The organism is Ruegeria sp. AB9, from assembly GCF_056542585.1.
In genome coordinates this window covers 169,825-192,673 of record NZ_JBQGAA010000005.1, presented here as the reverse complement: position 1 = coordinate 192,673, position 22,849 = coordinate 169,825, and the positions used below count along the sequence as shown (strand labels likewise).

The window sequence follows — 22,849 nt, the reverse complement described above, 5'->3', positions numbered from 1 at the left end:
GATCTGAGCACCTTGTTGGGCGCTTATAACTTTTCCAATGTTGGCAATGGTTTGCGTCGGTATGATTACGACGACGCAAAGAACCAGTACAATCTTTAACAACGACAAACTCGAGCCCCTTCCCCCAATGGGTCTTGATGCGTGCAAATCGCACTGTGCTCGACGTTTACTCCTCAAAAAGTATGTTGTTATTATTTAAATACATCAAATATATAGACAAATATGCATTACTTTTCGCATTCTTAGCAAGTTTTAAGTGAAAAATACGTTCAAACAGAGCTCTAGGAGCGCTTGTCCGAAAACATGAACGGGTGCAACTTCGCGCATGTTCACGTGTTTTGCGCCGCTCTGAAAAACTGCGGGAAAGGGCGATCTCTCAAATTTGACCTGACACTATCTGCTTCGGTGTGCTGGTGCGCCGGATGATTTTTTGGTGGAGTTGAAAATCCTATTGGGCATCGTATGTCTTACCTTGCGGGTATGCACATCAACACGCGCTGACGATCCTTTTACTTTGCCACTCATTGCGGCTCTTTAATGTGACATGTACCTCGGATAGAAATTCAAATGGGCAAGCTGACGGTCGCTACCCGATAGTTCCAGCGCTGCAACACGGAGTCTGTTTATGCTGTTTCGTCGCATTATTGTCGCGGCCATGTTTTCCGGCAGTCTGTTGTCCACCGCGTTTGCGCAATCTGGTGCTGAACCCTCAGCCAGACTGTTTGTTGAACTGAACTCGGCTGAGGATGTCGCCGGGTCGTGCAGGTTGACGTTTCTGGTCAAGAATGAAACCGGGCAGTCGATCGATGGCGCCGTGTTTGAAACCGTCATTTTCGACACCGATGGCGGCGTTTTGAATCTCTCTCTGTTCGATTTCCGCGACTTGCCGGCCAGCAGGCCTCGTGTACGTCAGTTTGACCTTGCAAACAGAACATGTGACGCGGTGGGACAAGCCTTGATCAATGGCGCCAACTCCTGCGTTGTAGGCGGTTCCGAAAGCGACATATGCAACAAGACCCTGACGCTGAGTAGCAGGGTGGAAATGGAGCTGTTGGGATGAGCCCTTTGACCGCACTTCGCGAGATTTTTGAACTGGGCGGGCCGGTGGTGGCGATATTGATCGCTATGTCGATTCTGACGCTGGCTGTCACACTCTACAAACTCTGGCAATTTGCCGCTTGCGGCGTCGGGCGACACAAGGTGCTGTCTGAAGCTCTGGCTGCCTGGGACTCAGGGGATCAAAGTGCGGCACGTGCAAGGCTGGCAGACAGCAGCAGCTATCTTGCCCCTATCGTAGGTGCGGCAATGAACGCATCTGGTGTATCTGGGGCCGATGACCGGCTGGACGCCGAAGCAGGTCTGGCGCTTGCCGGGTTGGAACGCGGTTTTCGCTTGCTGGATACTGTGGCGCAGCTGGCACCCCTATTGGGTCTGTTCGGTACGGTTCTGGGTATGATCAGCGCTTTCCAAAGCTTGCAAACCGCAGGATCATCGGTTGATCCATCGCTTTTGGCCGGGGGGATCTGGGTGGCCCTGATAACCACCGCTGTGGGTCTGGCCGTTGCGATGCCAACGTCGATGGTTTTGTCCTGGCTCGAAAGCCGAACCGCACGTGAGCGTGTATTTGCAGACAAGGCTTTGCGAACGGTTCTGGTTCCGGGCCATGCGATCCAAAGCGCAGAGGCGGCCGCAGAAATCCCGGTCGCCCCAGAACATGCGTAACATCGCGCCTTTTGTGCGACGGCGCATGTCGATGACGCCTCTTATCGATGTGATCTTTCTGCTTTTGTTGTTTTTCATGCTGTCCTCTACTTTTTCGCGGTTCAGCGAGATCGAGTTGAGCAGCGCAGCCGCAGGCGGAAAAACCGACGAAACGCCGTCCGAGCGTCTTTTCGTGCAACTTGGCCCCACACGTGTCGTCCTGAATGGTCAGCCCCTGTCGCTTGAGGAGTTGATCGATCAAGTCCAAGCCGGTCAGATTCTGGTAAGCCTTGATCCTGAGACAACAGCGCAACGTCTTGTGGACCTGCTTGTTCCCTTGCGCGGGCGCGAAGGTCTGACAGTCAGAGTGTTGGAGTGAGGCAATGATCCGTTACATCCGACCTGGTCGAAACCGCGATTCCACCATTCCGCTGATTAACGTCGTCTTTCTGATATTGATCTTTTTTCTGATCGCAGGAACCATTGCGCCGCCGTTAGATCCCGATCTGGACTTGGTGAACACTGCGGATCTGGAAGGTCGTGAGCCGCCGGATGCGCTTATTCTTCATCGGGACGGGACGCTGAGTTTTCGCGGCAATCCGATCGAGGCAGAAGCTTTCATGGCCGCGCATGAATCGGGGCCTGTACGGATCGTGCCCGACAGGAATGCGTCTGCACCTCGATTGATGGAGGTCACCAGCAGTCTGCGCCGGTTGGGTGCACCATCTGTATTCCTGGTGACCGAACAGGCCCTCGAATGATCAGGCGGTCCGTTTTCGTCGCAATTTTTGCGATTTCGATATCCGTGCTGGTGCACCTCATGGGCCTGAGTTTCACAGTGCCAGAGCTATCAAACCAGACTTCGGAGGCAAACAGTGCTGACGCAATCGAACTCAGCAACGCGTTCGAAGAAATTGCCGATGCCAGGATCGAACCGGTACGGCCCGAGCCGAATGAACCACCGACCCCTCCGGTGGAACCGCCAACCCAGCCGCAGGAGGCAGAAATTCCGACAAGCGATGCCCGCGTCGCATCGCCGAACCCGCAAGAGACCTATGCGCCCGACACCGGCGACTCGACAATCATTCAGCCGAGGGCACCGGATGAGGTTGTCGTCGAACCTGTAGAAAAGAGCCGGGAGGAAGAGGGCGAACCCGCCGAAGCTGAAGGCGCTGCTTCCGCAGAGCCTGCTACGGCGGCCGAAACGCCTGAGGCGACAGCCGAGGAGACGGTCGCTCCAGTTGAGCCTTCTTCTGCCGAAGAACCGGTTTCCGAGGGACAGCAACAGATTGCTGCATTGCCAGACGAGGTGGCTTCGGTTGTCCCGGAAGACGCGCAGCCACTTGAACCAGTGCTTCCGGATGCAACATCGGAACCCGTGGATGAAGACGCAGAACTTCCCATAACCGATTCAGAGGATAACGAATCCGAACAAGCGGTGGTTTCGTCCCTACGGCCACGCCTTCCGGACACCCGTCAACAACCCACCCTGCCCGGAGCATTGGATTCGACGCGTAACTTTGACGCTCTGCGCTTTCCCGAACAGACAATTGAATCGCCATTGGCAACGTATCAAAGAGAAGGTGTAGACGCCTTCCGGCAAAACAGAGACAGCACCCGGGCGGGAGGGCGGGGTCCGGGAAACTCGGATACCACGAACTATGCCGGTCAGGTTCTGGTTCATCTGAACCGGGCACCAATCGTATACGTTGCTGGCCGAGGTTTCGCGCGCGTGTTCTTTCAGATTGACCCCGATGGCTCGTTGGCATGGGTTGATATCGTCGAAAGTTCCGGCTCACCCGATATAGAACGTGCAGCTAAGGAACAGGTTCGAGTTGCTGCACCTTTCCCGCGCCCACCGGGAGGCGTCAGCCGGAAACTGTCCTTCTATTACCAGATAAGATGACCTGACAGGTACTCAGGGAAGTACACCGCTTAAGTCTGGCATCTGCCGTGTTTCTCAGGAATCTTGTCTGCACCGACTTTCATCACCTCTGGGCAGTGGTGCGCCACCTCAAACCCAAATCTGAAAGGTGCCTTTGAACCCGACCTGGATAATCAGATACGATCGCATCCACGCGAAGATCGATCATTCTGTCGATTTCTGCCGGTTCATTGACCGTCCACACTGCAACACACAGGCCCAGCTCTTTTGCCAGTGCAACATTGTCTGCGGTCACATCGGCAAAATATGGACACCAGAGCGCGCCCCCGGCCTGCTTGACCAACCTTGGTATTTCGTCGCGACGGCCGCGAAAGTCCGGACAAACGGCTTTCGAGGAGTCCTCGCCAACATCGTCCGCATTTTCGGGAAGCTGTGTCAGGTAAGAGGACGGCAAATCAGGAGCCTGCCGCTGACATTCTTCCAACAAATTCCAATCGAAACTGTGCAGGACAGCGCGCGATGACAAGCCTGTGGCACGAAGCTCCTGAAGCACAAGCTTTACGAACTTCTTCCTATAAGATGCATTATGGGCCAAGTCAGGGTCGGACTTTAATTCGAGCATAAGATTGGCATCGCCGTATTCCGGGTCAGCAACCAGGTTCAGCAAGTCCGGCAGTTTGGGAACGCGAATGCCGTCCAGTTGAGCCTGATCCGGAAAACGGCGGCCGTACGCCGATTGCCCGTCCAATCGGCCGACGTCGAATTGCTGGATCTGGTCGAAGGTCAGGGAGGAAACCTTTGGTTCTTCTCCCGCCAAAAACTGACCACGGGGGTCACGAAAGGTTGGTGCATGCAGACGATGGTTGTGCGTGATGACCGGTACGTCGTCTGCCGTCAGAACGACATCAAACTCAAGAAGCGGAACACCGATGGAAAGCGTGAAGTTGAAACCGATCATGGTGTTCTCGGGTAAAACGCCTCGTGCACCACGATGACCAACGACCCGGATCAAATCCTCGCCGCCGCGAAAAGCTTCGACCTGGGGGAACTCCATCAGCCTTCCAGCCTTTTGCCCGTTGTGTGGTCAAACAGGTGCATATTCTCTGACACGACCGAGAACTGCATATCCGGATGGCGTCCTTCGATCGGATGGACGCCAGGAAGGCTAACCGTGATCGTGTTGTTGGAGCCTGAAAGGTGACCGTGCAACAACGTGTTTGCCCCAAGCGGTTCAGCCATCTGAATCGCCGCCTCAAGTGGACCATTATCATCCAGCAACAGATGCTCTGGCCTTATGCCAAGCTTTACAGCGCAGTCCGGGCCCTGAGATGGACCGACTTCGATTTCTCCGATCTTGATGGACCCGTTTTCGCGCCGCGCGTCAAAGATATTCATTGCCGGACTGCCGATGAATTGCGCGGCGAACAGCGTTTGCGGCGTTTCATAGACCTCCAGCGGTGAGCCAATTTGCTCTGCGATACCGCCATTCATCACGATCATCCTGTCCGCCATTGTCATCGCTTCGACCTGGTCGTGCGTGACATAAAGTGACGTGATCCCGAGTTTTTCCTGAAGTTCACGTATTTCCAGACGCATTTGAACACGAAGCTTGGCGTCGAGATTCGAGAGCGGTTCATCAAACAGGAAGACCGCTGGTTCGCGGACAATGGCCCGACCCATCGCCACCCTTTGACGCTGACCGCCTGACAATTGCCTCGGCTTACGATCCAGCAATGGTTCCAGCTGCAACAGCTTTGCTGCCTGGGTCACTTTTTGATCTATCTGAGCTTTGGGCAACCCTGCGATCTTCAGGCCATACCCCATGTTCTGGCGCACGGACATGTGCGGATAGAGCGCGTAGTTCTGGAACACCATCGCGATATCCCGATCCATAGGCTCTTTGTCATTGGCCCGTTCACCGCCGATCCTGATTTCCCCGGAGGTGACCGTTTCCAGCCCTGCCACCATCCGCAACAGCGTGGATTTACCGCAGCCCGATGGACCGACAATCACGATGAACTCTCCATCGGTGATGTCGACATCAATACCGTGGATCACATCCGTCGGGCCAAAGCTCTTTTTGACATTCTCTAAGGTTACAGTTGCCATTTCTTACTTCTCGCTATCGACAAGGCCGCGGACAAAGAGCTTTTGCATCGACACCACAACGATCACCGGCGGGATCATCGCCAGAATGGACGTCGCCATGATCGTCGGCCAATGCGCAAAATCATCTCCGGACGGGAACATCTGTTTGATGCCCATTACGATGGTGTTCATTTCGGGATCAGTGGTGATCAGAAGCGGCCAGAGGTATTGGTTCCATCCATAGATAAACAGGATCACGAACAGTGCCGCGATGTTGGTCCGGCTCATGGGCACGACGATATCGATAAAGAACCGCATCGGTCGCGCGCCGTCGACCCGAGCGGCCTCGGCAAGCTCATCCGGGATCGTCAGGAAGAACTGACGAAACAGGAAGGTCGCCGTGGCTGAGGCGATCAGCGGGAAGATCAGCCCGTAATAGCTGTTGAGCATTCCAAACCCGGCTACAACCTCAAAAGTGGGAACGATCCGCACTTCGACCGGCAGCATCAGGGTCAGAAAGATCAGCCAAAAAAATGTCGTGCGACCGGGAAATCGGAAATAGACGATCGCAAATGCCGAGAGCAGCGAGATGATGATTTTCCCGACAGCGATGCCAATTGCCATCACCAAGCTGTTAAACAGCATCGTCGCCACAGGCACGTTGACGCCCGAGAACAGCGCCGCCTTGTAGTTCACCCAGAACTGGTCACCCGGCACGACGGGCATCGGCGGTGAGACGATATCGGCCTGCGTAACGGTCGAAGCCACAAAGGCCAGCCAGATCGGAAAAAAGATGATCAGAACACCAAGGATCATGAAGGCATGGGTCAACCAGATGCCCGCGCCGCGCTTTTCGACCATTCCGTGTTGTTGGGCTGCCATCAGTAATGCACCCTCTTTTCCACGTATTTGAACTGGATGACGGTCAGAAGACCAACGACGATCAGCAAAATGACCGATTGTGCCGAAGACGAGCCGAGGTCCTGTCCCACAAACCCATCTGAAAAGACCTTGTAGACAAGGATTGTCGTCGACTGTTGCGGCCCACCACCGGTGATTGTGTGGATCACACCAAAGGTTTCAAAGAAGGCATAAACAACGTTCACCACCAACAGGAAAAAGGCCGTCGGTGAGAGCAACGGCAGCACAATGGTGAAGAACCGTCGCCAGAAATGTGCGCCATCAATCGCTGCCGCCTCGATCACGGACCTTGGAACAGACTGAAGGGCGGCGAAAAAGAACAGGAAGTTATAGCTGATGCGCCCCCAGGCTGAGGCAACAACCACCAGCCCCATGGCTTCGGTGCCATTCAGAACGTGGTTCCAGTCATAACCGAGCTGGCCGAGATACCATGACACTACTCCGACTCGGGTGTTGAACATGAACAGCCAAAGTACTCCCGCAACTGCAGGCGCGACGGCGTATGGCCAGATCAGCAACGTTCGATAGACCCCAGATCCTTTGATCAGTCGATCTGCAATGACGGCCAGAAACAAAGCTGGGATCATCGAGCACAATGTGACGAGCGTCGAAAACACCGCAGTTGTCACAAAAGAGGCGCGATAAAATTTGTCGCTTAGCAGGAATTCAAAGTTGCCGAGCCCCACGAATTGGGACGACAGTCCGAATGGATCGGGAATGAACAGAGACTGCCAAATGGCCTGACCGGCGGGATAGAAGAAGAAAACAGCAGAAATGATGACCTGAGGGGCGATTAGTGCCAATGGCAAAAGCCAGCCGCGAAAGGTGACGCGTTTTTCCATCCTGATGGCCCACCGAAGAAAGAAAATGCGGGCCTAGAGAAGGCCCGCATCGAATTACGATTTATTGATTGGCTGACTCGAACCGGCGCAACAACACATCACCGCGTTCCTTCGCGCTGTCCATCGCTTCCTGCGCGGTTTTTTCGCCGGACCAGACGGCTTCAAGCTCTTCGTCGATGATGCCGCGAATCTGGTCGAACGATCCCAGACGCAGACCTTTCGAATTTGCGGTCGGCTCTTTCGCGGTCATTTGGATCACAGCGATGTCCGTGCCCGGGTTTTCGTCATAAAATCCCGCCGCACGGGTGGCTTCGCCGGCTTCGCCCGTGATCGGAAGGTAGCCGGTGTTCTGGTGCCACGCCGCCTGCACGCCGGACGACGACAAGAAACTCAGGAATTCACCGACACCTTTATACGCTTCGGGATCATGACCTTCCATTACCCAAAGAGATGCGCCACCGATAATGGTGTTTTGCGGCTCGCTGGTGACGGATTCCCAATAGGGCAGCGGGCGCACGTCGAAGTCGAACTCAGCCTCTGCCTTGATGCCAGCGTAACCAGCCGAGCTTTCGGTGAACAATGCACACTCACCTGACCGGAAGTTCGCGCCACCTTCGTTTCTGCGCCCGGTGTAGATGAACTTGCCATCCTTGGCCCAGTCACCCATTGCGGTCAGGTGTGCAACCTGCGCAGGACCGTTCAGCATCAGTTCGGTATCCAGACCTGCGAAACCGTTGTCCTTCGAGGCAAACGGAACGTCGTGATAAGCCGACATGTTCTCAAGGTGAATCCAGCTTTGCCATGCCGTCACCAGCGGGCAATCCTCACCGCCAGCTTTCAGCTGCTCAAGCACGTCGCCAACTTTTTCCCAGGTCGACAGATCCGTGTCTGGATCAACGCCTGCGGCTTCCATGGCGTTGCGATTAACCCACAGGACTGGCGTCGAGGAGTTGAAGGGCAGCGACAGCATCTCTCCGTCAGTGGTCGTATAATACCCTTTGACGGCGCCAATATATGCGTCCGGATCAAAAGACGCGCCGCTTTCGGCCATCACTTCATAGACCGGTTTGATCGCACCTTCGGCTGACATCATGGTCGCCGTGCCTACTTCAAAAACCATCAGGATATGTGGCTGCTCACCGGCACGGAACGCGGCAATCCCCGCATTCAAGGTTTCTGAATAATTGCCCTTGTGGCTTTCGACCACGACGAACTCATCCTGACTGGCGTTGAATTCTTCAACCTGAGCTTTCACAAGCTCACCAAGGCGACCGGTGAAGGCATGCCAGAACTGAACTTCGGTTTGCGCCATTGCCGCCAAGGGGGACAAGGCAGTGGTGATGGCAAGAGCGCCAAGCAAATTCTTTTTCATGATTCCTCCCATGCATCAGGGTTGATGCTTCGTTGAATACCGACCGCAACGCGTAAACGGCACACATGACGATTTCACGACGTTAACGTTACAGAAATATAATTCAAGCTCTATTTGGTGGATAAAAAAATAACAAAATGTTATGCGGGAGGACAGCAAACTGGGATCGGTAATGAGTCAAATTCTTAGAGTCCGGCAAATGGAAGCCCTTATGGCAGTGACCACCAACGGGTCAGTCACAGCGGCCGCGAACGATCTGGGGGTCAGCCAGCCCGCTGTCAGCAGATTGCTGTCGGATCTTGAAAAATCGCTTGGGTTTCAGCTTTTTGATCGCCGGGACGGTCGATTGGTGCCAACGCAAGAGGTTCGTTATCTTCTGCCCAGTGTGGAGCGAGTTCTCGAACTCATGAGGCAAATTTCTGATGTCAGTCAGGACATCACACAGCGCAAAGCCGGGCACCTGCGTGTTGCCTGCCTACCTGGATTTGCGACCAGCCATTTACCCGATGTCGTGGCAAATTTTCTGAAGGATCGGCCCGGTGTCACTCTGACGATCGAGCCAGACAGGCCAGAGCGCATTCTCGAATGGATGATCGGCGAGCAGTATGACTTCGGAATCACAGACAGCTTTCATGGTCATCCGGCGGTAGAAAGCAGGAACATCGACGTCCGTACGGTCTGCGTATTCCCTGCGGGGCATGACTTGGAAAACCTCTCCGAAGTTACGCCTGCGGATCTCGCGCATGAAAAAATTATCCACACCAGACGCGACAGTGATTTTTTCGGGCGACTTTCAAAAGCGTTTCAAAGCGCCAATGTCGAATTGAATTCCCATATTGAAGTCCGGCAGTTTACGGCAGCCTGTGAATTGGCGGTCAAAGGCGTCGGCGTTTCTGTTGTCAGCGAGCTGGACGCCGTCCAATACTTAACACGTGGGTTATGCTATCGGCCCTTCAAACCAATGTTGCCACACACCCTTTCGCTGGTACGCCCGATTTTGAAGCAACCTTCTTTGGTGACGTTGGAATTCATTGAAAAGTTCAGAGAAAGCCTGGAGCCGTTCAGGGCAGAGCAGGTCAGGCGATGACCACGGGGTTTCGAAAGCGAACCAGGGCCGCCAGCAGACACTGAATTTTTTGTCAGTTTAAGGATCGATGGAATTTTGAGCGATCGATCTGATGAACCTGGTCATTGCGGCCAACCAAAGTGAGATGTCAGGCCAGCCGGCTGTAAGGCTTCGACTTGTCCCGGAAACACTGCGATTCAGTATCTGGTGCCTCGGAACAAGTTGAAAGCCTCCGGCTCGCAACGAAAACCCTGGTTCAGCCTTGTGCTTCGACATCCAGATACGCCAGAAGGTTGACGATATCTTCCTGCTTTCTAAGACCGGGATATTGCATCCGGTTGCCGGGAATTGTCCCCTTAGGGTCTGTCAGAAACGCGGTAAGCGTATCTGTGCTCCACACAATTCCGGATTCCTGTAGTTGGATCGAATACTTGAAGCCTTCTGCCTGACCAGCCGTTGCGCCGAGAATGCCGTGCAAAGACGGACCTACACCATGGCGGCCCGGTTTCAGTTTGTGGCAAGCACTGCATTTGCGAAATACCTTTTTGCCAGCCTTTGCGTCACCCTGGACAGTTGCGGCAGCGACAACATCCGTTGCTTCGGATGCAACTGCGGCCTGTTCTTCATCGGTGTGAAAGATTAGCCGTGCAGTGACCGGAACCGTTCGGGTGATGCCGGACAGGCTTGCCAGTTCCATAAGCTTGTCCACGCCCGCGTTGACACCGGCGTCTTCCGTGCTGAGGAAAACCATGTCGTTAGTTGAAACAAGTACGGAAGTCTCAGACAAGCGCGCGACAAACATTTCTGCGTCAAACTCAACATCCGTGCCGGCCAGTGAAAGCACGGATGCCGCATCTACCGTCGTGGATTCACCTACGGTCAGCTCTGAAACCTCGGCCATATCGAATTCGGCGGTCAGGGATGCGGTGCCTGCCTGGCGAAAAACAAACTCGATCATCCGTTCATTGCGAATTTCGATATTGGTCTCGACCGAGGACAGGTCGATTTCGATTTTGGCCCTGCCATCCTGGGTCACGCGCCCGCTGAGATTGGTAAAACTGTTGACCTCGCCCACCGAGTCTTTCTTGATCGATCCATAGGCCAGATGCGAGCGATCGGCATCCAGAGTCCAGCCCGCTGCCAGAATGGGCGTTGCAACAATTGCCGACGCAAACGTGACTGCTTTCAACAGAAGTTTCATTTCTTTCCTCCGCGGTTTGTGTCAGTCCTGACCCTGCGGGCCCGGTCCGTTACTGACAAACACACACAGGTCGCAATTTATTCGATGAGTGCAGAGATGACTTCCGAACAGGCCGTCCGGGGAGCGGTGCAGACGCATTCGAAACGCGTCTGGCGGTTTGCTCTGGCGTTGTCGGGGGCATCGGATGTGGCGGACGATCTGGTACAGGCCACCTGCCTGCGTGCGCTAGAGCGACATCATCAGGTAACGTCGCATGATCGTCTGGACAGTTGGTTGATGACGATCTGCCGGTCAATCTGGCTGAACGAGGTGCGCTCGCGCTCGGTCCGGCGGGCGCAGGCGCTGTCTGTGACCCCCGAAGCGGAACTGGTTGCTACGGTATCGGATTCAGAAACGAATATTTTCGCGACTGAAGTGTTTACTCAAGTGATGCAGCTGCCAGAAGCGCAGCGGGAAACGGTTATGCTTGTGTTCGTCGAAGGGTACAGTTACCGCGAAGCCGCCGCCTTGCTGGAAGTTCCCATCGGTACGATCATGAGCCGGCTATCGAATGCCCGGCAGAAACTGAAAACCGTGATGCAGCTTGATGCGGCTGACACCGCGCGACGGAGTGGCAAATGACGTTTTCCGACGAGACGCTGTTGGCGTATCTGGAAGGCACACTGGATGAGGCTCAGAGCCGTGCCATCGAGGCTGCGGTTGAGGACGATGTCGAACTTGAACGCCGCCTGATGGCGCTGGACCCGTTTGCACCTGCCATTCAGGACGTTTTCGAGAAACTGCCCGCCAAAGCGCCGAAGATTGAGTTGCCGGAACCCGTGGAGCAAAGCACCAGCGGTGGGTTTTTGCGTCTTATCGCCGTGGCTGCGAGTGTAGGGGTTGCAGCGGTTGCCCTGACGTTTTGGGCGACGCGCCCGGCAGAACTGGGTTGGGCGCAGCAAGCGGCGATTTATCAGTCGCTATATGTGCCCGAGACGATTGCCTCACTGGACAGTTCCGAAGCTTCGCTGGACAAGCAGTTTGCAATGGCCGAGGCCGAACTTGGCCGATCTCTGAATCGTGAAACGCTGGAATCCCTGCCGGGGTTGGAACTGAAACGCGCGCAGGTTCTGTCTTTCAAAGGCAAGGCTTTGATTCAGGTCGTTTTCGCCGATGAGCAGGGTCAACCTTTTGCCTTCTGTGTTATCCGTCAGGGTCCGAATGCCCCGAGTGCGGAGGTCAAGCAGGAGGTACTGAGTGGGTTGGCAACTGCGACATGGGCGAAGGACGGTTATGGATATATGCTGTTGGGCAGCTCTCCGCAGGCCGATTTAGGTGGCGAGCTGGACGTTCTGACCCGCAGTTTCGCAGGCTGACGGAAAACCCCTTGTGAACCGACAGGAATGTCCGAAGAATGCGGGGTATGACGTCGAAGAAACCCTTGCCCTTTCCAGAAGACGAGGCCGACGAGCTTGGCCCCGCCAGCATCTATGATGGCGATCCGTCCGAAGAGGATGACCCGTGGTTTTTACCGCCGGATAAAGACGTGGACGATGAGGATTTCTTCCTGCCCGGACCCCGACCTGAACAGCGCCTACTGTTCGATTCGCGCGATTGGCGGGCGGCGCAGTCCGAGCTTTCTGCAGAGCTTGCCGATCTGGCCCTGACTTTTGGGGCGCTGGACGAGCGGCTACGGGCAGGTCCCGAAGGGTGGACGCACCGTTTGGCACTGATGGAAGCATCCGATCTGGGGTGGTGGACGGGCGACCGGATCAGCGTGGATCGTCTGGCCTTATGGACCGGTTTGCGCATCGGCGCGACCCATGACGATGTACAGGCCTTGTTTCGGGCGGGTTGGGCGGTACGTCGCCTGAGTTCTGGCGCCGCGCCTGCCACGGGCGGTTGGCAGAGCGGGTTGACCGCGTTTCTTGACCGGCTTTCGCAGGGATCCAACGCGGCCCCCGAGGCCATCGTTGATCTGGCTGAGGTCATGCAAAATGCGGAGGGGTTGCACCCTGTGACGCAATCAGCGATCGCGTTTCACGCCTGGCGGGCGGTGGCGCAGGGCATTGGACAAGACACCGAGGCGGCAATCATTGCTGCACGTCATGCGGCGTCAATGGGGCGCGGCGGTGCATTGTTCATGCCGCTGGCCTTGTCCGGGCCGGGCGCATTGCGCGGAGTGGGGGATCCGACGGCAAAGTTGAGCGCTTGGATCCATGGGGCCGGGCAAGCGGCCCTTGCGGGGTTGTTGCATCTGGACCGGATCAGCGCCTGGGAGGCCAAGGCCCGAGAGGCAACGCAGGATCTGAGCGGGCGCACCCCACCACGCCTGATCGACGCTTTGACAGCTTGGCCCATGGTGTCAGCCCCTTTGGCAGAGGATCTGACCAAGGCTTCTCGCGCGGCTGTGCAGCGCAATTTCGACCTCTTCGCGCGACGTGGTCTGGTTCGAGAGGTTACGGGGCAGGGGCGTTACCGTGTCTGGACCGCAGCGCTGTAATCTATCAGCCAATCGCGAAACGTGCGCGCTGCCGGACGCAGGGCCGTGCGCGAAGGATAGACCAGATGATAGGCTTCTTGCCCCGGGCAGTTGATGTCTGGCAGGCAGGGGATCAAACCGGACAGCTTCATAATTCGATCCGACGCCGGCGCGCGTGCCAATGCAATACCGCCACCGCTGGCGCAGAGCTCTGCCGCCATCACCGAATTGTCGGCAAAAAAGTATCGTGCCTGCCCCCCTGGCAGTCGCTGGTGTTCGAACCAGTGCGGCCAGCTTGCACGATGGGTTGAAACTTCGATCAACGTGAACTGAAACAGGTCCTGCGGTGAGTCAATCTGCGCGGCGATTTCAGGAAGGGCGATGGGGTAAAGATGTTCGCGCATCAGTTCGTCGCTTTCCACCTCAAACAACGCAGGGTTTCCAAACACGATCTGAAGATCGGTAAACCGATTGGCGAAATCCGAGACAACGTTGCCTGTAGAGAGCGACAGGTTGATCTGTGGATGCGCTGCCTGAAATGTCGGAATGCCCCCGGCCAAAATGCCATGCGCAAAAAGCAGCACCGACTGCACGTAAAGCCTCTGCTCGCGGGTTTCGCCAAACAGGCCGGTGGTTGCTGTTTCCAGCATGAGCAGCGATTGCTGCACCGACGGCAGATAGGCGCGCCCGGCCTCGGTCAAAGAAACCGCATGCGCATGCCGGTGGAACAGGGGTGTGCCGAGCCGGGTTTCCAGCGCTTTGATCTGCTGACTGACAGCGGCGGGTGTCATGTTCAGCTGGGTCGCCGCCCGGGCAAAGCTTTCAGTTCGGGCTGCGGCCTCGAATACACGCAGCCAATTGAGGGAGGGGACACGGGTGCTCATTTTCACAGGCTAAGCAAAACTTAGCCTCACCGGCAAGACAATATGGTCTGAGCTTTTACCCCCCTGCCTTAGGTTTTGGTTCAGTGAACAGATGAAATGAGTCCACCATGTCAGACCCAGCCCTGCCGCCGCGCCCCAAGCGCAAAATCTGGAACTATACACCCCAGTTGCCGATTCAGACCTCGCCCTATTGGGATTGGCCGATGAAACCCCTGGCCACGTTAAGGTACCTGCTGCGAAGCTGGAACCCGCTTGCATTGCGGGCGCTTCTGCTGATCTTTGCCATCATCACCTGGACATATCTGACACCGTCACTGTCCCGGATCGAGACATTCAGCTGGGACTGGGTGGCCGAGATCTGGTTCCGAAACTTCTGCATCCTGATGGTGGTTGCAGGCGGTCTTCATCTGGCCTTGTGGAAGTTCCGAATGCAGCAGGACGAATACCGCTATGACATGCGCCCAATGATGAAGGGCGCCAAGGTATTCACCTTCAAAAACCAGGTCTGGGATAACATGTTCTGGACCTTAGGGCCTGCGCTGGCGTTCTGGACGTTCTGGGAATGTCTGATCCTATATTCCTATGCCAATGGCTGGATTACGATGATCACCTTTAACAGCAACCCGGTGTGGTTCATCGCTGTCATCGTCTTTGTGCCGATCTGGGCGGGTTTCCATTTCTACTGGCTGCATCGGCTTCTGCACGTTGGCGTGCTCTATACCAAAGTGCATGCCTGGCATCACCGTAACATCAACACAGGCCCATGGTCAGGGCTGGCGATGCACCCGGTTGAAAGCTTTTTCCTGATGTTCGATACAATGATCTTCTTCCTGCTACCATCGCATCCGGTCCACGCCATTTTTCTGCTGTTCCATCACGGCATCGGTGCACCGACCTCTCACGCCGGGTTCGAGCATGTGAAATTCGGCAACAAGGCCAAGTTTCAGATCGGGGATTTCTTTCACCAGCTTCATCACCGTTTCTTTGATTGCAACTACGGTACGTGGGAAACCCCTTGGGATGAGTGGTTCAACACGTTCCACGACGGCACCGATGAAGGCAACGAAATGGTCAAGGAACGCCGCCGCAAGATCTGGGCCGCCCATTAACTTTCGAAAACAGAACAGCGCCGGGCCCATGTGGGCCCGGTGAACGCATTTGATCCATCAGGCAGCCTGGAGCGGTATGGCAAAGGTGTGTTTAGCGCCCAACCCCCAGATAGGTGTCAAAACCGGATTTCAGCGCCTGTGATTTCGAGTAGATATTACGCAGATCAACCATTCGGGCTGTATTCATGGACCCGGCAAGCTCGGCCAGGTTCAGCGCGCGGAACTCATTCCATTCCGTCAGCAAGACCACGACATCAGCCCCTTGAACCGCCGCATAGGGGTCGTCGCACCATTCGACACCGGGCAAAAGCGCATCGCCTTCCGATTTGCCCTGCGGATCGACGACGCGCACTTTGGCCCCTCCGCCGATCAAGGCAGGTATGATGGACAGTGATGGTGCGTCGCGCATGTCGTCCGTGTTGGGTTTGAACGTGACACCCAGAACCGCCACTGTCTTGCCGTTGAAACGATCATCACAGGCTTCGCGTATCTTTTCGATCATCCGCTTTTTGACCTCGTCATTCACCCGGATGACAGTTTCGGTAATCTGCATCGGGTGTGCGTAATCTTGGCCAATCCGGGCCAGCGCGGCTGTGTCCTTGGGAAAGCAGGAGCCGCCATAGCCGGGCCCGGCATGCAGGAACTTATTACCAATTCGTCCGTCCAGTCCAATACCGCGCGATACTTCTTTGACATCCGCGCCGACTTTTTCACACAGGCCCGCGATTTCGTTGATGAAGGTAATCTTAGTCGCCAGAAACGCGTTTGCAGCGTATTTGATCATCTCGGCGCTTTCCAGATCGGTGGTCAGGATCGGGAAGTCGCGCAGGTAGAGCGGTCGGTAAATCTCGGCCATCACTTCGGCGGCACGGTTGTTTTCAACTCCGACAACAACACGGTCCGGGCGCATGAAATCATCGATCGCAGCGCCTTCGCGTAGAAATTCAGGATTCGAAGCCACGTCGAATTCGGCTTTGGGGTTGGCTGCTGCAACGACTTCCTGAACTTTTCTATTGGTTCCCACGGGTACAGTCGATTTGGTGATAATCACCGTGTATCCGGTAACGGCCTGAGCAATTTCTTCCGCTGCGGCCATCACATAGGTCAGATCTGCGTGACCATCGCCGCGTCGGGTCGGGGTTCCGACTGCAATGAAGACCGCGTCGGCACCATCAACGGCTGCGGCCAAATCGGTTGTGAAACTCAGGCGCCCGGCAGCGACATTTTTTGCCATCAGAACGTCCAGGCCCGGTTCGTAAATCGGCACCTCTCCGGACGTGAGCATGTCAATCTTCTGTTCTGCCTTGTCGACGCAAATCACGTCGTGACCGAAATCCGAGAAGCAAACGCCGGATACAAGGCCCACATAACCAGTGCCGATCATTGCAATACGCATCTGCTAAAATCCTTTTTACCAATTACCGTCTGCGGCGCGGGCACAATCAAAGAAACTGACGCCGGTTTCAATGGCTGACAGGGGTCTCGCGATGCTTCCCATAGATTCTTGCTGTTTTTGAGGCAATAAGATCGCGAACGGAAAATTCGCGCCGCCGTATTGAACACGGCAGCGTTGGCAAACGGCAAATGTGGTTCGGATGCATCGCATGTAACCACGTATCTTCCGAATAAAGACCGAAGTGCAAAATTTCAAATGGTGCGTGTTTCCCTCAAATCTCAACAGGTCGGGTACTTCGGTCAGGACCTACTGGATTTAAACGCGGATGCCCAAGACGACCGACATGCTAGCAAAACAGCTGCCCGAACTGGGGTCCAGGCAGCTGTGTTAGTCAGAACCAACGCCCGAGGGCGATCATGGTTGGCGGCAATGCCGACGTGTCTGAAATTGCCGAAAGGACCTTACACGTGGCCTGAGCGGATGAGGGTTCATCAAACCCTGTAAAGCGGGTTGCAGCACCCCCGCTGCCGCTGACGCTCGGGGGTGTAGAGAAGGTTGCAGGAAAGCTCCAGATCATTGAGCTGCTTGCGAAAAGAGCGCCTTCGGCAGTTGCGCACGCAACCGCGGTCAGCGTGGCAGTGCAGATTTGGGTGCCGTCGGCAAACCGCACGTAGTCACCATTGGAGTTACTACCGCGTTCGATGATCGCTCCGGTCGGAACGCCGGCGCTTTCTGAAACTGTTCCCAGAAGGTTACCTGGCCCGTAGCCAAAATCAGCGCGCATCAGGCGGCCTGTGGTTGTGTCACCGGCGTCTGTCTGAACGGCCGCCCCCGACACAGTTCCGGTAGCAGGATCAAAGGCCATTGCCTCGGTCCAGCTGCCACCATCGGGCGATACCTTGATGGAAAACCCTGTGCTGCCGGACAGCCCCATTTCGGCATGACCAGTCCAATTCGATTGAAACACCAGCGACGCGGTATCGCCTGCGCTGGCTTTGTTGATCTTTACCTGATGCCCGCCGCCTTCGTGGGTCAATAAGGTGGCCGGGCTGCGAACGGACAGGCGGTTCGTATCGTCAGAAATTGTTGCCACCCCAACTCCGTCAAGGTTCTGAGTGCTGACAGGCAGGGGCGCCCACGTGTTTCCGTTCCAAAGCTTCAGAACTCCGGTCGCTTCATCCCAGGCTCGCCAACCAATGTCGGGGGTCACGAAGTGCCAGGCGTTGTCCAGCCAAGCAGCAAGTTCTCCGGCATGTCCTGTCCAGTCTCCGGTCGGATTGGCTCCAAGAGCATGAACTTCGCCTTGTTCGGGGACAACGGGTGGAGTTCCGGAATCTGTTGATCGCACCGAGAGCTGCACGACCAGATCGAGCTGTCTCAGGGCTTCGTTGTGAGTGACATGTTTCTGCGCTTGCGCAGGTTGCAGAAAGGGCAGATTCAATCGGGGTGATGTCTGTGACACGGGGATCCTCCTGTGGCTGTCGGTCCGAAACTTCGGTTGCGCGCTACCCTGCCGTGAAGCGCGTCAATCCTGTCTGACCGGGCCGAGCGCCCAGGAAATGTTTTGCTAAGCTTTGGTCCTCAGCTTGGAACCCGCCGATGAAGCGGCGCGTGGTGAGGAACGCCCAGAATTAATCCCGGGCGTAAATGTCCTCGTATCGAATGATGTCGTCTTCACCCAGATAGGCCCCGGTCTGGACCTCAATCAGAACCATGGGCACTTTCCCCGGGTTCTCCATTCGGTGCGTGGCCCCAAGAGGAATATAAACAGACTGGTTTTCGGTTACCAAACGCTCCTGATCGTCGATGGTGACCTTGGCCGTGCCTTCGACCACGATCCAATGCTCGGATCGATGGTGGTGAGACTGCAGGCTGAGCGACGCGCCAGGATGAACATGGATGCGTTTGACCTGAAACCTATCGCCGATCACAAGGCTTTCGAACCAGCCCCATGGACGGTGATCCATTGGTAGTAATTCTGCCTGTTTCACCCCTTTTGCCTTAAGTGCTGTGACAGCCTGTTTCACATTCTGGGCCTTGTCCATGCTCGCAACCAGAACCGCGTCAGGCATCGCAACGGCGATTATGTTTTCAAGACCCATTGCCACGACTTCCTGCGCAGGAGACTCGGATCGTATTAACGTATTGCGGCAGTCGATTGCAGTGACTGCTCCGCCGGTCGCCACACCGTTTTCATCGGGGTTCGACAATTCTTGAACAGCTGTCCAGCTGCCAACATCGGACCAGCCGGCGGAATAGGGAACCACGCTTAGGTTAGAGGCCTTTTCCATGACCGCGTAGTCAATCGAAATGTCGTCAATTTCAGACCATGCGCCAGAATCCAAACGCAGGAAGCCCAGATCGGTCTTCGCATCCATAATGGCCTTTTGGACAGGGTCAATCAACGCGCTCGCATGCTGTTCAAACGCTGCGACGATATCCCGGACAGCGAACAGGAAGATGCCTGAATTCCATAGGTAACTTCCATCTTCCAACATCGCCTGGGCCGTTTTCAGATCAGGCTTTTCGATGAAACGGTCCAATGGGACAGCGGCTCCGGTCGAATCCGGCGCATGACGGAGCTTGAGGTAACCGTATCCGGTTTCCGGACGTGTCGGCGTAATGCCAAAGGTTACCAGGTCGCCACGTTCGCTGATGGCTCGCGTTCCTTCGGCGACAGCTTGGTGGAAGGCGACCTTGTCCGGAACCACGTGGTCAGATGGTGCTACAAGCATGATGGCATCAGGGTCGCGTGCTGCAAGAAACATGGCTGCTGCCAGAACAGCCGGGGCGGTGTTACGCCCTTCGGGTTCGATCAGAACAGGACCCGGATCGATCCCTACCGCCGTCAACTGTTCCGGGACAATAAAGCGAAATGCTTCGTTGGTCAGTACCAGCGGTTTTGCGTAGGGCGCCTGTGAAGGTCCAAGCAATCGTTCTGCACAATCCTGCAACAGACTTGTTTCGCCTACCAGCGGAACGAACTGTTTGGGATAGCTTTTGCGCGACAGGGGCCACAAACGTGTCCCCGATCCACCGCATAGAATGACGGGGTAGATTGTATTGGTCATGCGCGTGCCTTTAAGCTGCTGATGACAGAGGGTATTGCTGTACTTGCAGTCAATGGAAAAAACCCACGGCTATTGCGCGGCTTTTCCTGTGGCGACGATGTCATTCAGGTATTGGCTCAGATCATCTCGCAGGTCGTCGCGAGCAAGAGCAAAGGCGACTGTGGCCTGAAGAAATCCTGATTTTGATCCGCAATCAAAGCGCTGACCGTCAAATTTATAGCCGAAGACCGGAACGCCGGTGGCGATATCTTTGGCGATGGCATCGGTCAGTTGAATCTCGCCACCGCTTCCGGATTTCATGTCGTTGAGGTTGTTCAATACGGAAGGTCTCAAAACGTAGCGGCCGATTACGGCCAGATTTGATGGGGCTTCAGAAGGTTCGGGCTTTTCGACCATGCCCTGGGCCTGGACGACTGAACCGATGTTGTCGCCAACATCAAGTACACCGTATGAGCTTGTCTTTTCTTCAGGGACTTCCATGGCCGCGACCATGTTGCCTCCGGTTTCTTCATACGCTTCGATCATTTGTTGCAAACAAGGTTTATCGGCCGCAATGACATCGTCGGGAAGAATTACCGCAAAGGGTTCATTTGCAATTAGCCGCCGTGCGCACCAGACAGCGTGCCCCAGGCCCAGTGCTTTGTGTTGCCGGATATAGGCGATCGCGCCACTTTCCATATTCGTCTTATTCAAGATCTCAAGAAGCTCGTCCTTGCCTTTGGCCTTCAGTTGCTGTTCCAAAACAAGATTGTGGTCGAAATAATCTTCCAGTGCGGATTTCCCGCGTGACGTCACAAAGATGAACTCTTTGATCCCGGCCGCGCGCGCTTCGTCAATTGCGTACTGCACCAACGGACGGTCCACCAGCGTCATAATCTCTTTTGGAACGGATTTGGTTGCGGGCAAAAACCGTGTTCCCATCCCTGCAACTGGAAAAATCGCTTTGGTGACTTTGTGTGTCATGGTGCCTCTCAAATTCAAAATTATCCGGATGCGCAGCAAATCCGGAATGTCCTCATAGGCTGTAAAACCCGGTCAATCAATGATGCCTGATGTATCAGGCTGCAATCGGTCAAATCGTGCCACCTTGGCACCGAGGAGTCAAAAGCCAACTGGCATTTAAGATTTATGCAATGTTTGAACCACGGGTGTAGGTCTATATAGCAAGATACAATCGGCAGATGGGCATCAACTGCAAGTATCGACTCGTTGAGTACTCGCTGACCACCTCTGTATCGGTCGTCTTACTTCATTCTGAGAGAGGTGACTAAGTCATGTATTGGATCAGCATAGCGCTTTATTTTTTATGGTTTTCGGACTGAAGCGATTGTCGGAAGTTCGGCTTGTTGCCGGTTCAGGATGGGGCTCAATAAGAGGATGGGTAGGCAGGCACAGCTAAAAGCCCAATGCTTGCGGAAAGCACTCTACAATTGATTTCGGCCATTATATTGTCGGCCAGACCGGTGGAGGATGGCGTTTGAACGATTAAATCTGTTCTCGAAACGACGACAATTGGCAGGCATCGCGAGTATTTTGCGTTGTTGGGGCTTGGTCATAGCCTTTGTGGATCGGCTTAAATTGGCCCCAACTTCAATTGATGCTCTCTGATCACATCATGGGATTAAGCTTGCTTTCATAGAAACCTCGGGAAAACAGGTGGGCGAAACACCTGAGGCTTCTTGCCATCGACCTATCGAACGGCGCGTTTTGAATCCCGGTAGTCCATCGACCCCTCCGACGTCATGTCCTTTTTGTTCCAACGCCTGCTGCATTTTGGCGATATCAGATCGATACAATCCGCCAACTTTACCCCAGCGTCCGGTAAAATCGCCAATGCCGTATTGGATACGGTCACCAACATGACCGACGAACAAGGCATACAGGTCGCTTTTGTTATACTCCTTGAGAACGTAAAAGTTGGGAGTAACCAGAAAAGCTGGACCATGTCGTCCCGCGGGCATCATCAAATACCCGTCACCACGTAATTCATGAGCCGGAAAGGGTTTGCCAGAGACCCGACGTATTCCCATCTTGACCCATTCCTGAATGGGTTGACCCTGATCAGGGCCTTCTAAAGCGCATGAGACATTTCGGGGTACGAAAACCTCGAATCCCCAATCTCGAGAAGTAACCCAGCCATGTTGCATGAGGTAGTTACCGATTGAAGCAATCGTATCTTCCGGCGATCCCCAAATGTCAGCCGTTCCATCTCCATTACCGTCAGCAGCATACGACAAATAGTTGGATGGCATGAATTGAGGTTGGCCCAACGCACCAGCCCAGCTGCTTTTCATTCGCGCGGCCGGTTGGTGCCCTGCTTGTGCGATTTGCAGGGCTGCAATTAGCTCAGCAGTGAAATAGTCTGCACGCGTGCTCATGAAAGCTTTGGTCGACAGCACCCTGAAAGCGTCGTGGCGGATCGAAACTTGACCGTACCCGCTCTCTCTTCCCCAGATTGCCAGAATAATGCGAGCGGGAACGCCTGTTTCGGTCTCGACCGAGGCAAGAGTTGCGGCATGCCGCTGTGCCATTTTACGCCCAACAGACGTTGCCCCCTGTACCGATCCCGGATTGAAATAGCGACCGGGTGAGCCAAACTCTGCCTGTTTCTGAGTTTTGGGAGTTTTGCGTTTGCTACCCGGCGGCACCAGATCCGGCAATTTCCAGTTCAGGGTAACACCGGAAAGGGCGTGTTGCATCGTCTCGCGTGTCACACCCTTGGCTTTTGCCTGAGGCCAAATCGTTTCCTGTAACCATGACTGAAACTGGCGTTCGATCACCGCACGGTCCTGTGCCAGCGCGGCCTGAGACAGCAGGATTAACCCGAAAAAGATAAGCAACATACGCATCAT

The 22,849-nt window shown here is 55.2% G+C and carries 22 protein-coding genes; 10 read left to right on the top strand and 12 right to left on the bottom strand.

Annotation, left to right across the window (positions count from 1 at the left end; genetic code table 11):
* Positions 1–625 precede the first annotated feature (625 nt).
* From ACR0K5_RS13665 to ACR0K5_RS13645, 5 genes are read left to right on the top strand one after another with little or no spacing between them, the layout of a single operon-like run.
* The gene (locus tag ACR0K5_RS13665) at positions 626–1,060 is read left to right on the top strand and encodes a hypothetical protein (protein ID WP_480630199.1); all 435 of its coding nucleotides are present in this window, start codon (positions 626–628) and stop codon (positions 1,058–1,060) included.
* Positions 1,057–1,722: a MotA/TolQ/ExbB proton channel family protein gene (locus ACR0K5_RS13660; RefSeq protein ID WP_480630198.1), complete on the top strand. Its 666-nt coding sequence runs from the start codon at positions 1,057–1,059 to the stop codon at positions 1,720–1,722. Before ACR0K5_RS13665 ends, ACR0K5_RS13660 begins: the two co-directional genes overlap by 4 nt.
* Positions 1,715–2,080 carry an ExbD/TolR family protein gene (locus tag ACR0K5_RS13655; RefSeq protein ID WP_480630197.1) on the top strand — a complete coding sequence of 122 codons (366 nt, stop codon included), beginning with the start codon at positions 1,715–1,717 and terminating at the stop codon, positions 2,078–2,080. Before ACR0K5_RS13660 ends, ACR0K5_RS13655 begins: the two co-directional genes overlap by 8 nt.
* 4 nt (positions 2,081–2,084) lie before the next feature.
* Entirely contained in the window at positions 2,085–2,462 is a 378-nt protein-coding gene (locus ACR0K5_RS13650) for an ExbD/TolR family protein (protein ID WP_480630196.1), read from the top strand.
* On the top strand, positions 2,459–3,607 hold the full coding sequence (locus ACR0K5_RS13645) for an energy transducer TonB family protein (protein ID WP_480630195.1): 1,149 nt from the start codon (positions 2,459–2,461) through the stop codon (positions 3,605–3,607). Before ACR0K5_RS13650 ends, ACR0K5_RS13645 begins: the two co-directional genes overlap by 4 nt.
* An 82-nt stretch (positions 3,608–3,689) precedes the next feature.
* Here the strand turns inward: ACR0K5_RS13645 and ACR0K5_RS13640 are convergent, their stop codons facing one another.
* The 5 genes from ACR0K5_RS13640 to ugpB form a co-directional block, all read right to left on the bottom strand.
* A complete protein-coding gene (locus ACR0K5_RS13640) occupies positions 3,690–4,640 on the bottom strand; it encodes a glycerophosphodiester phosphodiesterase (RefSeq protein WP_480630194.1) in 951 nt (316 codons plus the stop codon).
* Positions 4,640–5,695, bottom strand: coding sequence for a sn-glycerol-3-phosphate import ATP-binding protein UgpC (locus tag ACR0K5_RS13635; protein ID WP_480630193.1), 1,056 nt, complete (start codon positions 5,693–5,695; stop codon positions 4,640–4,642). Before ACR0K5_RS13635 ends, ACR0K5_RS13640 begins: the two co-directional genes overlap by 1 nt.
* 3 nt (positions 5,696–5,698) lie before the next feature.
* Positions 5,699–6,535 carry a sn-glycerol-3-phosphate ABC transporter permease UgpE gene (gene ugpE, locus ACR0K5_RS13630; RefSeq protein WP_170712252.1) on the bottom strand — a complete coding sequence of 279 codons (837 nt, stop codon included), beginning with the start codon at positions 6,533–6,535 and terminating at the stop codon, positions 5,699–5,701.
* A gap of 20 nt (positions 6,536–6,555) precedes the next feature.
* Positions 6,556–7,437, bottom strand: coding sequence for a sn-glycerol-3-phosphate ABC transporter permease UgpA (gene ugpA, locus ACR0K5_RS13625; RefSeq protein ID WP_152459032.1), 882 nt, complete (start codon positions 7,435–7,437; stop codon positions 6,556–6,558).
* A gap of 61 nt (positions 7,438–7,498) precedes the next feature.
* A complete protein-coding gene (ugpB, locus tag ACR0K5_RS13620) occupies positions 7,499–8,809 on the bottom strand; it encodes a sn-glycerol-3-phosphate ABC transporter substrate-binding protein UgpB (RefSeq protein ID WP_480630192.1) in 1,311 nt (436 codons plus the stop codon).
* A gap of 172 nt (positions 8,810–8,981) precedes the next feature.
* Here ugpB and ACR0K5_RS13615 point away from each other — a divergent pair, with 172 nt between their 5' ends.
* On the top strand, positions 8,982–9,896 hold the full coding sequence (locus tag ACR0K5_RS13615) for a LysR substrate-binding domain-containing protein (RefSeq protein ID WP_480630266.1): 915 nt from the start codon (positions 8,982–8,984) through the stop codon (positions 9,894–9,896).
* Between the two features lie 235 nt (positions 9,897–10,131).
* On the opposite strand, the gene ACR0K5_RS13610 is transcribed toward ACR0K5_RS13615, so the two are convergent.
* Positions 10,132–11,076, bottom strand: coding sequence for a c-type cytochrome (locus tag ACR0K5_RS13610; protein WP_480630191.1), 945 nt, complete (start codon positions 11,074–11,076; stop codon positions 10,132–10,134).
* Positions 11,077–11,160: 84 nt separating this feature from the next.
* On the opposite strand from ACR0K5_RS13610, the gene ACR0K5_RS13605 reads away from it, so the two are divergent.
* From ACR0K5_RS13605 to ACR0K5_RS13595, 3 genes are read left to right on the top strand one after another with little or no spacing between them, the layout of a single operon-like run.
* On the top strand, positions 11,161–11,697 hold the full coding sequence (locus ACR0K5_RS13605) for an RNA polymerase sigma factor (RefSeq protein WP_480630190.1): 537 nt from the start codon (positions 11,161–11,163) through the stop codon (positions 11,695–11,697).
* The gene (locus ACR0K5_RS13600) at positions 11,694–12,431 is read left to right on the top strand and encodes a hypothetical protein (RefSeq protein ID WP_480630189.1); all 738 of its coding nucleotides are present in this window, start codon (positions 11,694–11,696) and stop codon (positions 12,429–12,431) included. The genes ACR0K5_RS13605 and ACR0K5_RS13600 overlap by 4 nt, the downstream gene beginning before the upstream one ends.
* Positions 12,432–12,478: 47 nt before the next feature.
* The gene (locus ACR0K5_RS13595) at positions 12,479–13,558 is read left to right on the top strand and encodes a helix-turn-helix domain-containing protein (protein ID WP_480630188.1); all 1,080 of its coding nucleotides are present in this window, start codon (positions 12,479–12,481) and stop codon (positions 13,556–13,558) included.
* On the opposite strand, the gene ACR0K5_RS13590 is transcribed toward ACR0K5_RS13595, so the two are convergent.
* Positions 13,531–14,421 (bottom strand): LysR family transcriptional regulator, encoded by an 891-nt coding sequence (locus ACR0K5_RS13590; protein WP_480630187.1) that lies wholly within the window; start codon positions 14,419–14,421, stop codon positions 13,531–13,533. The two genes, ACR0K5_RS13595 and ACR0K5_RS13590, sit on opposite strands and share 28 nt — an antisense overlap.
* Before the next feature lie 107 nt (positions 14,422–14,528).
* On the opposite strand from ACR0K5_RS13590, the gene ACR0K5_RS13585 reads away from it, so the two are divergent.
* A complete protein-coding gene (locus ACR0K5_RS13585) occupies positions 14,529–15,530 on the top strand; it encodes a sterol desaturase family protein (RefSeq protein ID WP_480630186.1) in 1,002 nt (333 codons plus the stop codon).
* A 91-nt stretch (positions 15,531–15,621) separates the two neighbouring features.
* On the opposite strand, the gene ACR0K5_RS13580 is transcribed toward ACR0K5_RS13585, so the two are convergent.
* From ACR0K5_RS13580 to ACR0K5_RS13560, 5 genes are all read right to left on the bottom strand, one after another.
* The gene (locus ACR0K5_RS13580; protein WP_480630185.1) at positions 15,622–16,926 is read right to left on the bottom strand and encodes a UDP-glucose dehydrogenase family protein; all 1,305 of its coding nucleotides are present in this window, start codon (positions 16,924–16,926) and stop codon (positions 15,622–15,624) included.
* Between the two features lie 391 nt (positions 16,927–17,317).
* Positions 17,318–18,388, bottom strand: a complete 1,071-nt coding sequence (locus ACR0K5_RS13575) for a DUF2793 domain-containing protein (protein ID WP_480630184.1) — start codon at positions 18,386–18,388, stop codon at positions 17,318–17,320.
* Positions 18,389–18,557: 169 nt separating this feature from the next.
* Positions 18,558–19,997 (bottom strand): mannose-1-phosphate guanylyltransferase/mannose-6-phosphate isomerase, encoded by a 1,440-nt coding sequence (locus ACR0K5_RS13570; RefSeq protein WP_480630183.1) that lies wholly within the window; start codon positions 19,995–19,997, stop codon positions 18,558–18,560.
* Between the two features lie 69 nt (positions 19,998–20,066).
* Positions 20,067–20,960, bottom strand: a complete 894-nt coding sequence (galU, locus tag ACR0K5_RS13565; protein WP_480630182.1) for a UTP--glucose-1-phosphate uridylyltransferase GalU — start codon at positions 20,958–20,960, stop codon at positions 20,067–20,069.
* A gap of 650 nt (positions 20,961–21,610) precedes the next feature.
* Positions 21,611–22,846 (bottom strand): lytic murein transglycosylase, encoded by a 1,236-nt coding sequence (locus tag ACR0K5_RS13560; RefSeq protein ID WP_480630265.1) that lies wholly within the window; start codon positions 22,844–22,846, stop codon positions 21,611–21,613.
* Between the last annotated feature and the right edge of the window lie 3 nt (positions 22,847–22,849).

Coding starts and splice junctions, on each gene's coding strand:
- ACR0K5_RS13570 (WP_480630183.1), bottom strand. CDS start 19,997: ATGACCAATACAATCTACCCCGTCATTCTATGCGGTGGATCGGGGACA.
- ACR0K5_RS13595 (WP_480630188.1), top strand. CDS start 12,479: ATGACGTCGAAGAAACCCTTGCCCTTTCCAGAAGACGAGGCCGACGAG.
- ACR0K5_RS13640 (WP_480630194.1), bottom strand. CDS start 4,640: ATGGAGTTCCCCCAGGTCGAAGCTTTTCGCGGCGGCGAGGATTTGATC.
- ACR0K5_RS13560 (WP_480630265.1), bottom strand. CDS start 22,846: ATGCGTATGTTGCTTATCTTTTTCGGGTTAATCCTGCTGTCTCAGGCC.
- ACR0K5_RS13665 (WP_480630199.1), top strand. CDS start 626: ATGCTGTTTCGTCGCATTATTGTCGCGGCCATGTTTTCCGGCAGTCTG.
- ACR0K5_RS13605 (WP_480630190.1), top strand. CDS start 11,161: ATGAGTGCAGAGATGACTTCCGAACAGGCCGTCCGGGGAGCGGTGCAG.
- ACR0K5_RS13655 (WP_480630197.1), top strand. CDS start 1,715: ATGCGTAACATCGCGCCTTTTGTGCGACGGCGCATGTCGATGACGCCT.
- ugpA (WP_152459032.1), bottom strand. CDS start 7,437: ATGGAAAAACGCGTCACCTTTCGCGGCTGGCTTTTGCCATTGGCACTA.
- ACR0K5_RS13660 (WP_480630198.1), top strand. CDS start 1,057: ATGAGCCCTTTGACCGCACTTCGCGAGATTTTTGAACTGGGCGGGCCG.
- ACR0K5_RS13650 (WP_480630196.1), top strand. CDS start 2,085: ATGATCCGTTACATCCGACCTGGTCGAAACCGCGATTCCACCATTCCG.
- ACR0K5_RS13615 (WP_480630266.1), top strand. CDS start 8,982: ATGAGTCAAATTCTTAGAGTCCGGCAAATGGAAGCCCTTATGGCAGTG.
- ACR0K5_RS13645 (WP_480630195.1), top strand. CDS start 2,459: ATGATCAGGCGGTCCGTTTTCGTCGCAATTTTTGCGATTTCGATATCC.
- ACR0K5_RS13585 (WP_480630186.1), top strand. CDS start 14,529: ATGTCAGACCCAGCCCTGCCGCCGCGCCCCAAGCGCAAAATCTGGAAC.
- ACR0K5_RS13635 (WP_480630193.1), bottom strand. CDS start 5,695: ATGGCAACTGTAACCTTAGAGAATGTCAAAAAGAGCTTTGGCCCGACG.
- ACR0K5_RS13590 (WP_480630187.1), bottom strand. CDS start 14,421: ATGAGCACCCGTGTCCCCTCCCTCAATTGGCTGCGTGTATTCGAGGCC.
- galU (WP_480630182.1), bottom strand. CDS start 20,960: ATGACACACAAAGTCACCAAAGCGATTTTTCCAGTTGCAGGGATGGGA.
- ugpE (WP_170712252.1), bottom strand. CDS start 6,535: ATGGTCGAAAAGCGCGGCGCGGGCATCTGGTTGACCCATGCCTTCATG.
- ugpB (WP_480630192.1), bottom strand. CDS start 8,809: ATGAAAAAGAATTTGCTTGGCGCTCTTGCCATCACCACTGCCTTGTCC.
- ACR0K5_RS13610 (WP_480630191.1), bottom strand. CDS start 11,076: ATGAAACTTCTGTTGAAAGCAGTCACGTTTGCGTCGGCAATTGTTGCA.
- ACR0K5_RS13580 (WP_480630185.1), bottom strand. CDS start 16,926: ATGCGTATTGCAATGATCGGCACTGGTTATGTGGGCCTTGTATCCGGC.
- ACR0K5_RS13600 (WP_480630189.1), top strand. CDS start 11,694: ATGACGTTTTCCGACGAGACGCTGTTGGCGTATCTGGAAGGCACACTG.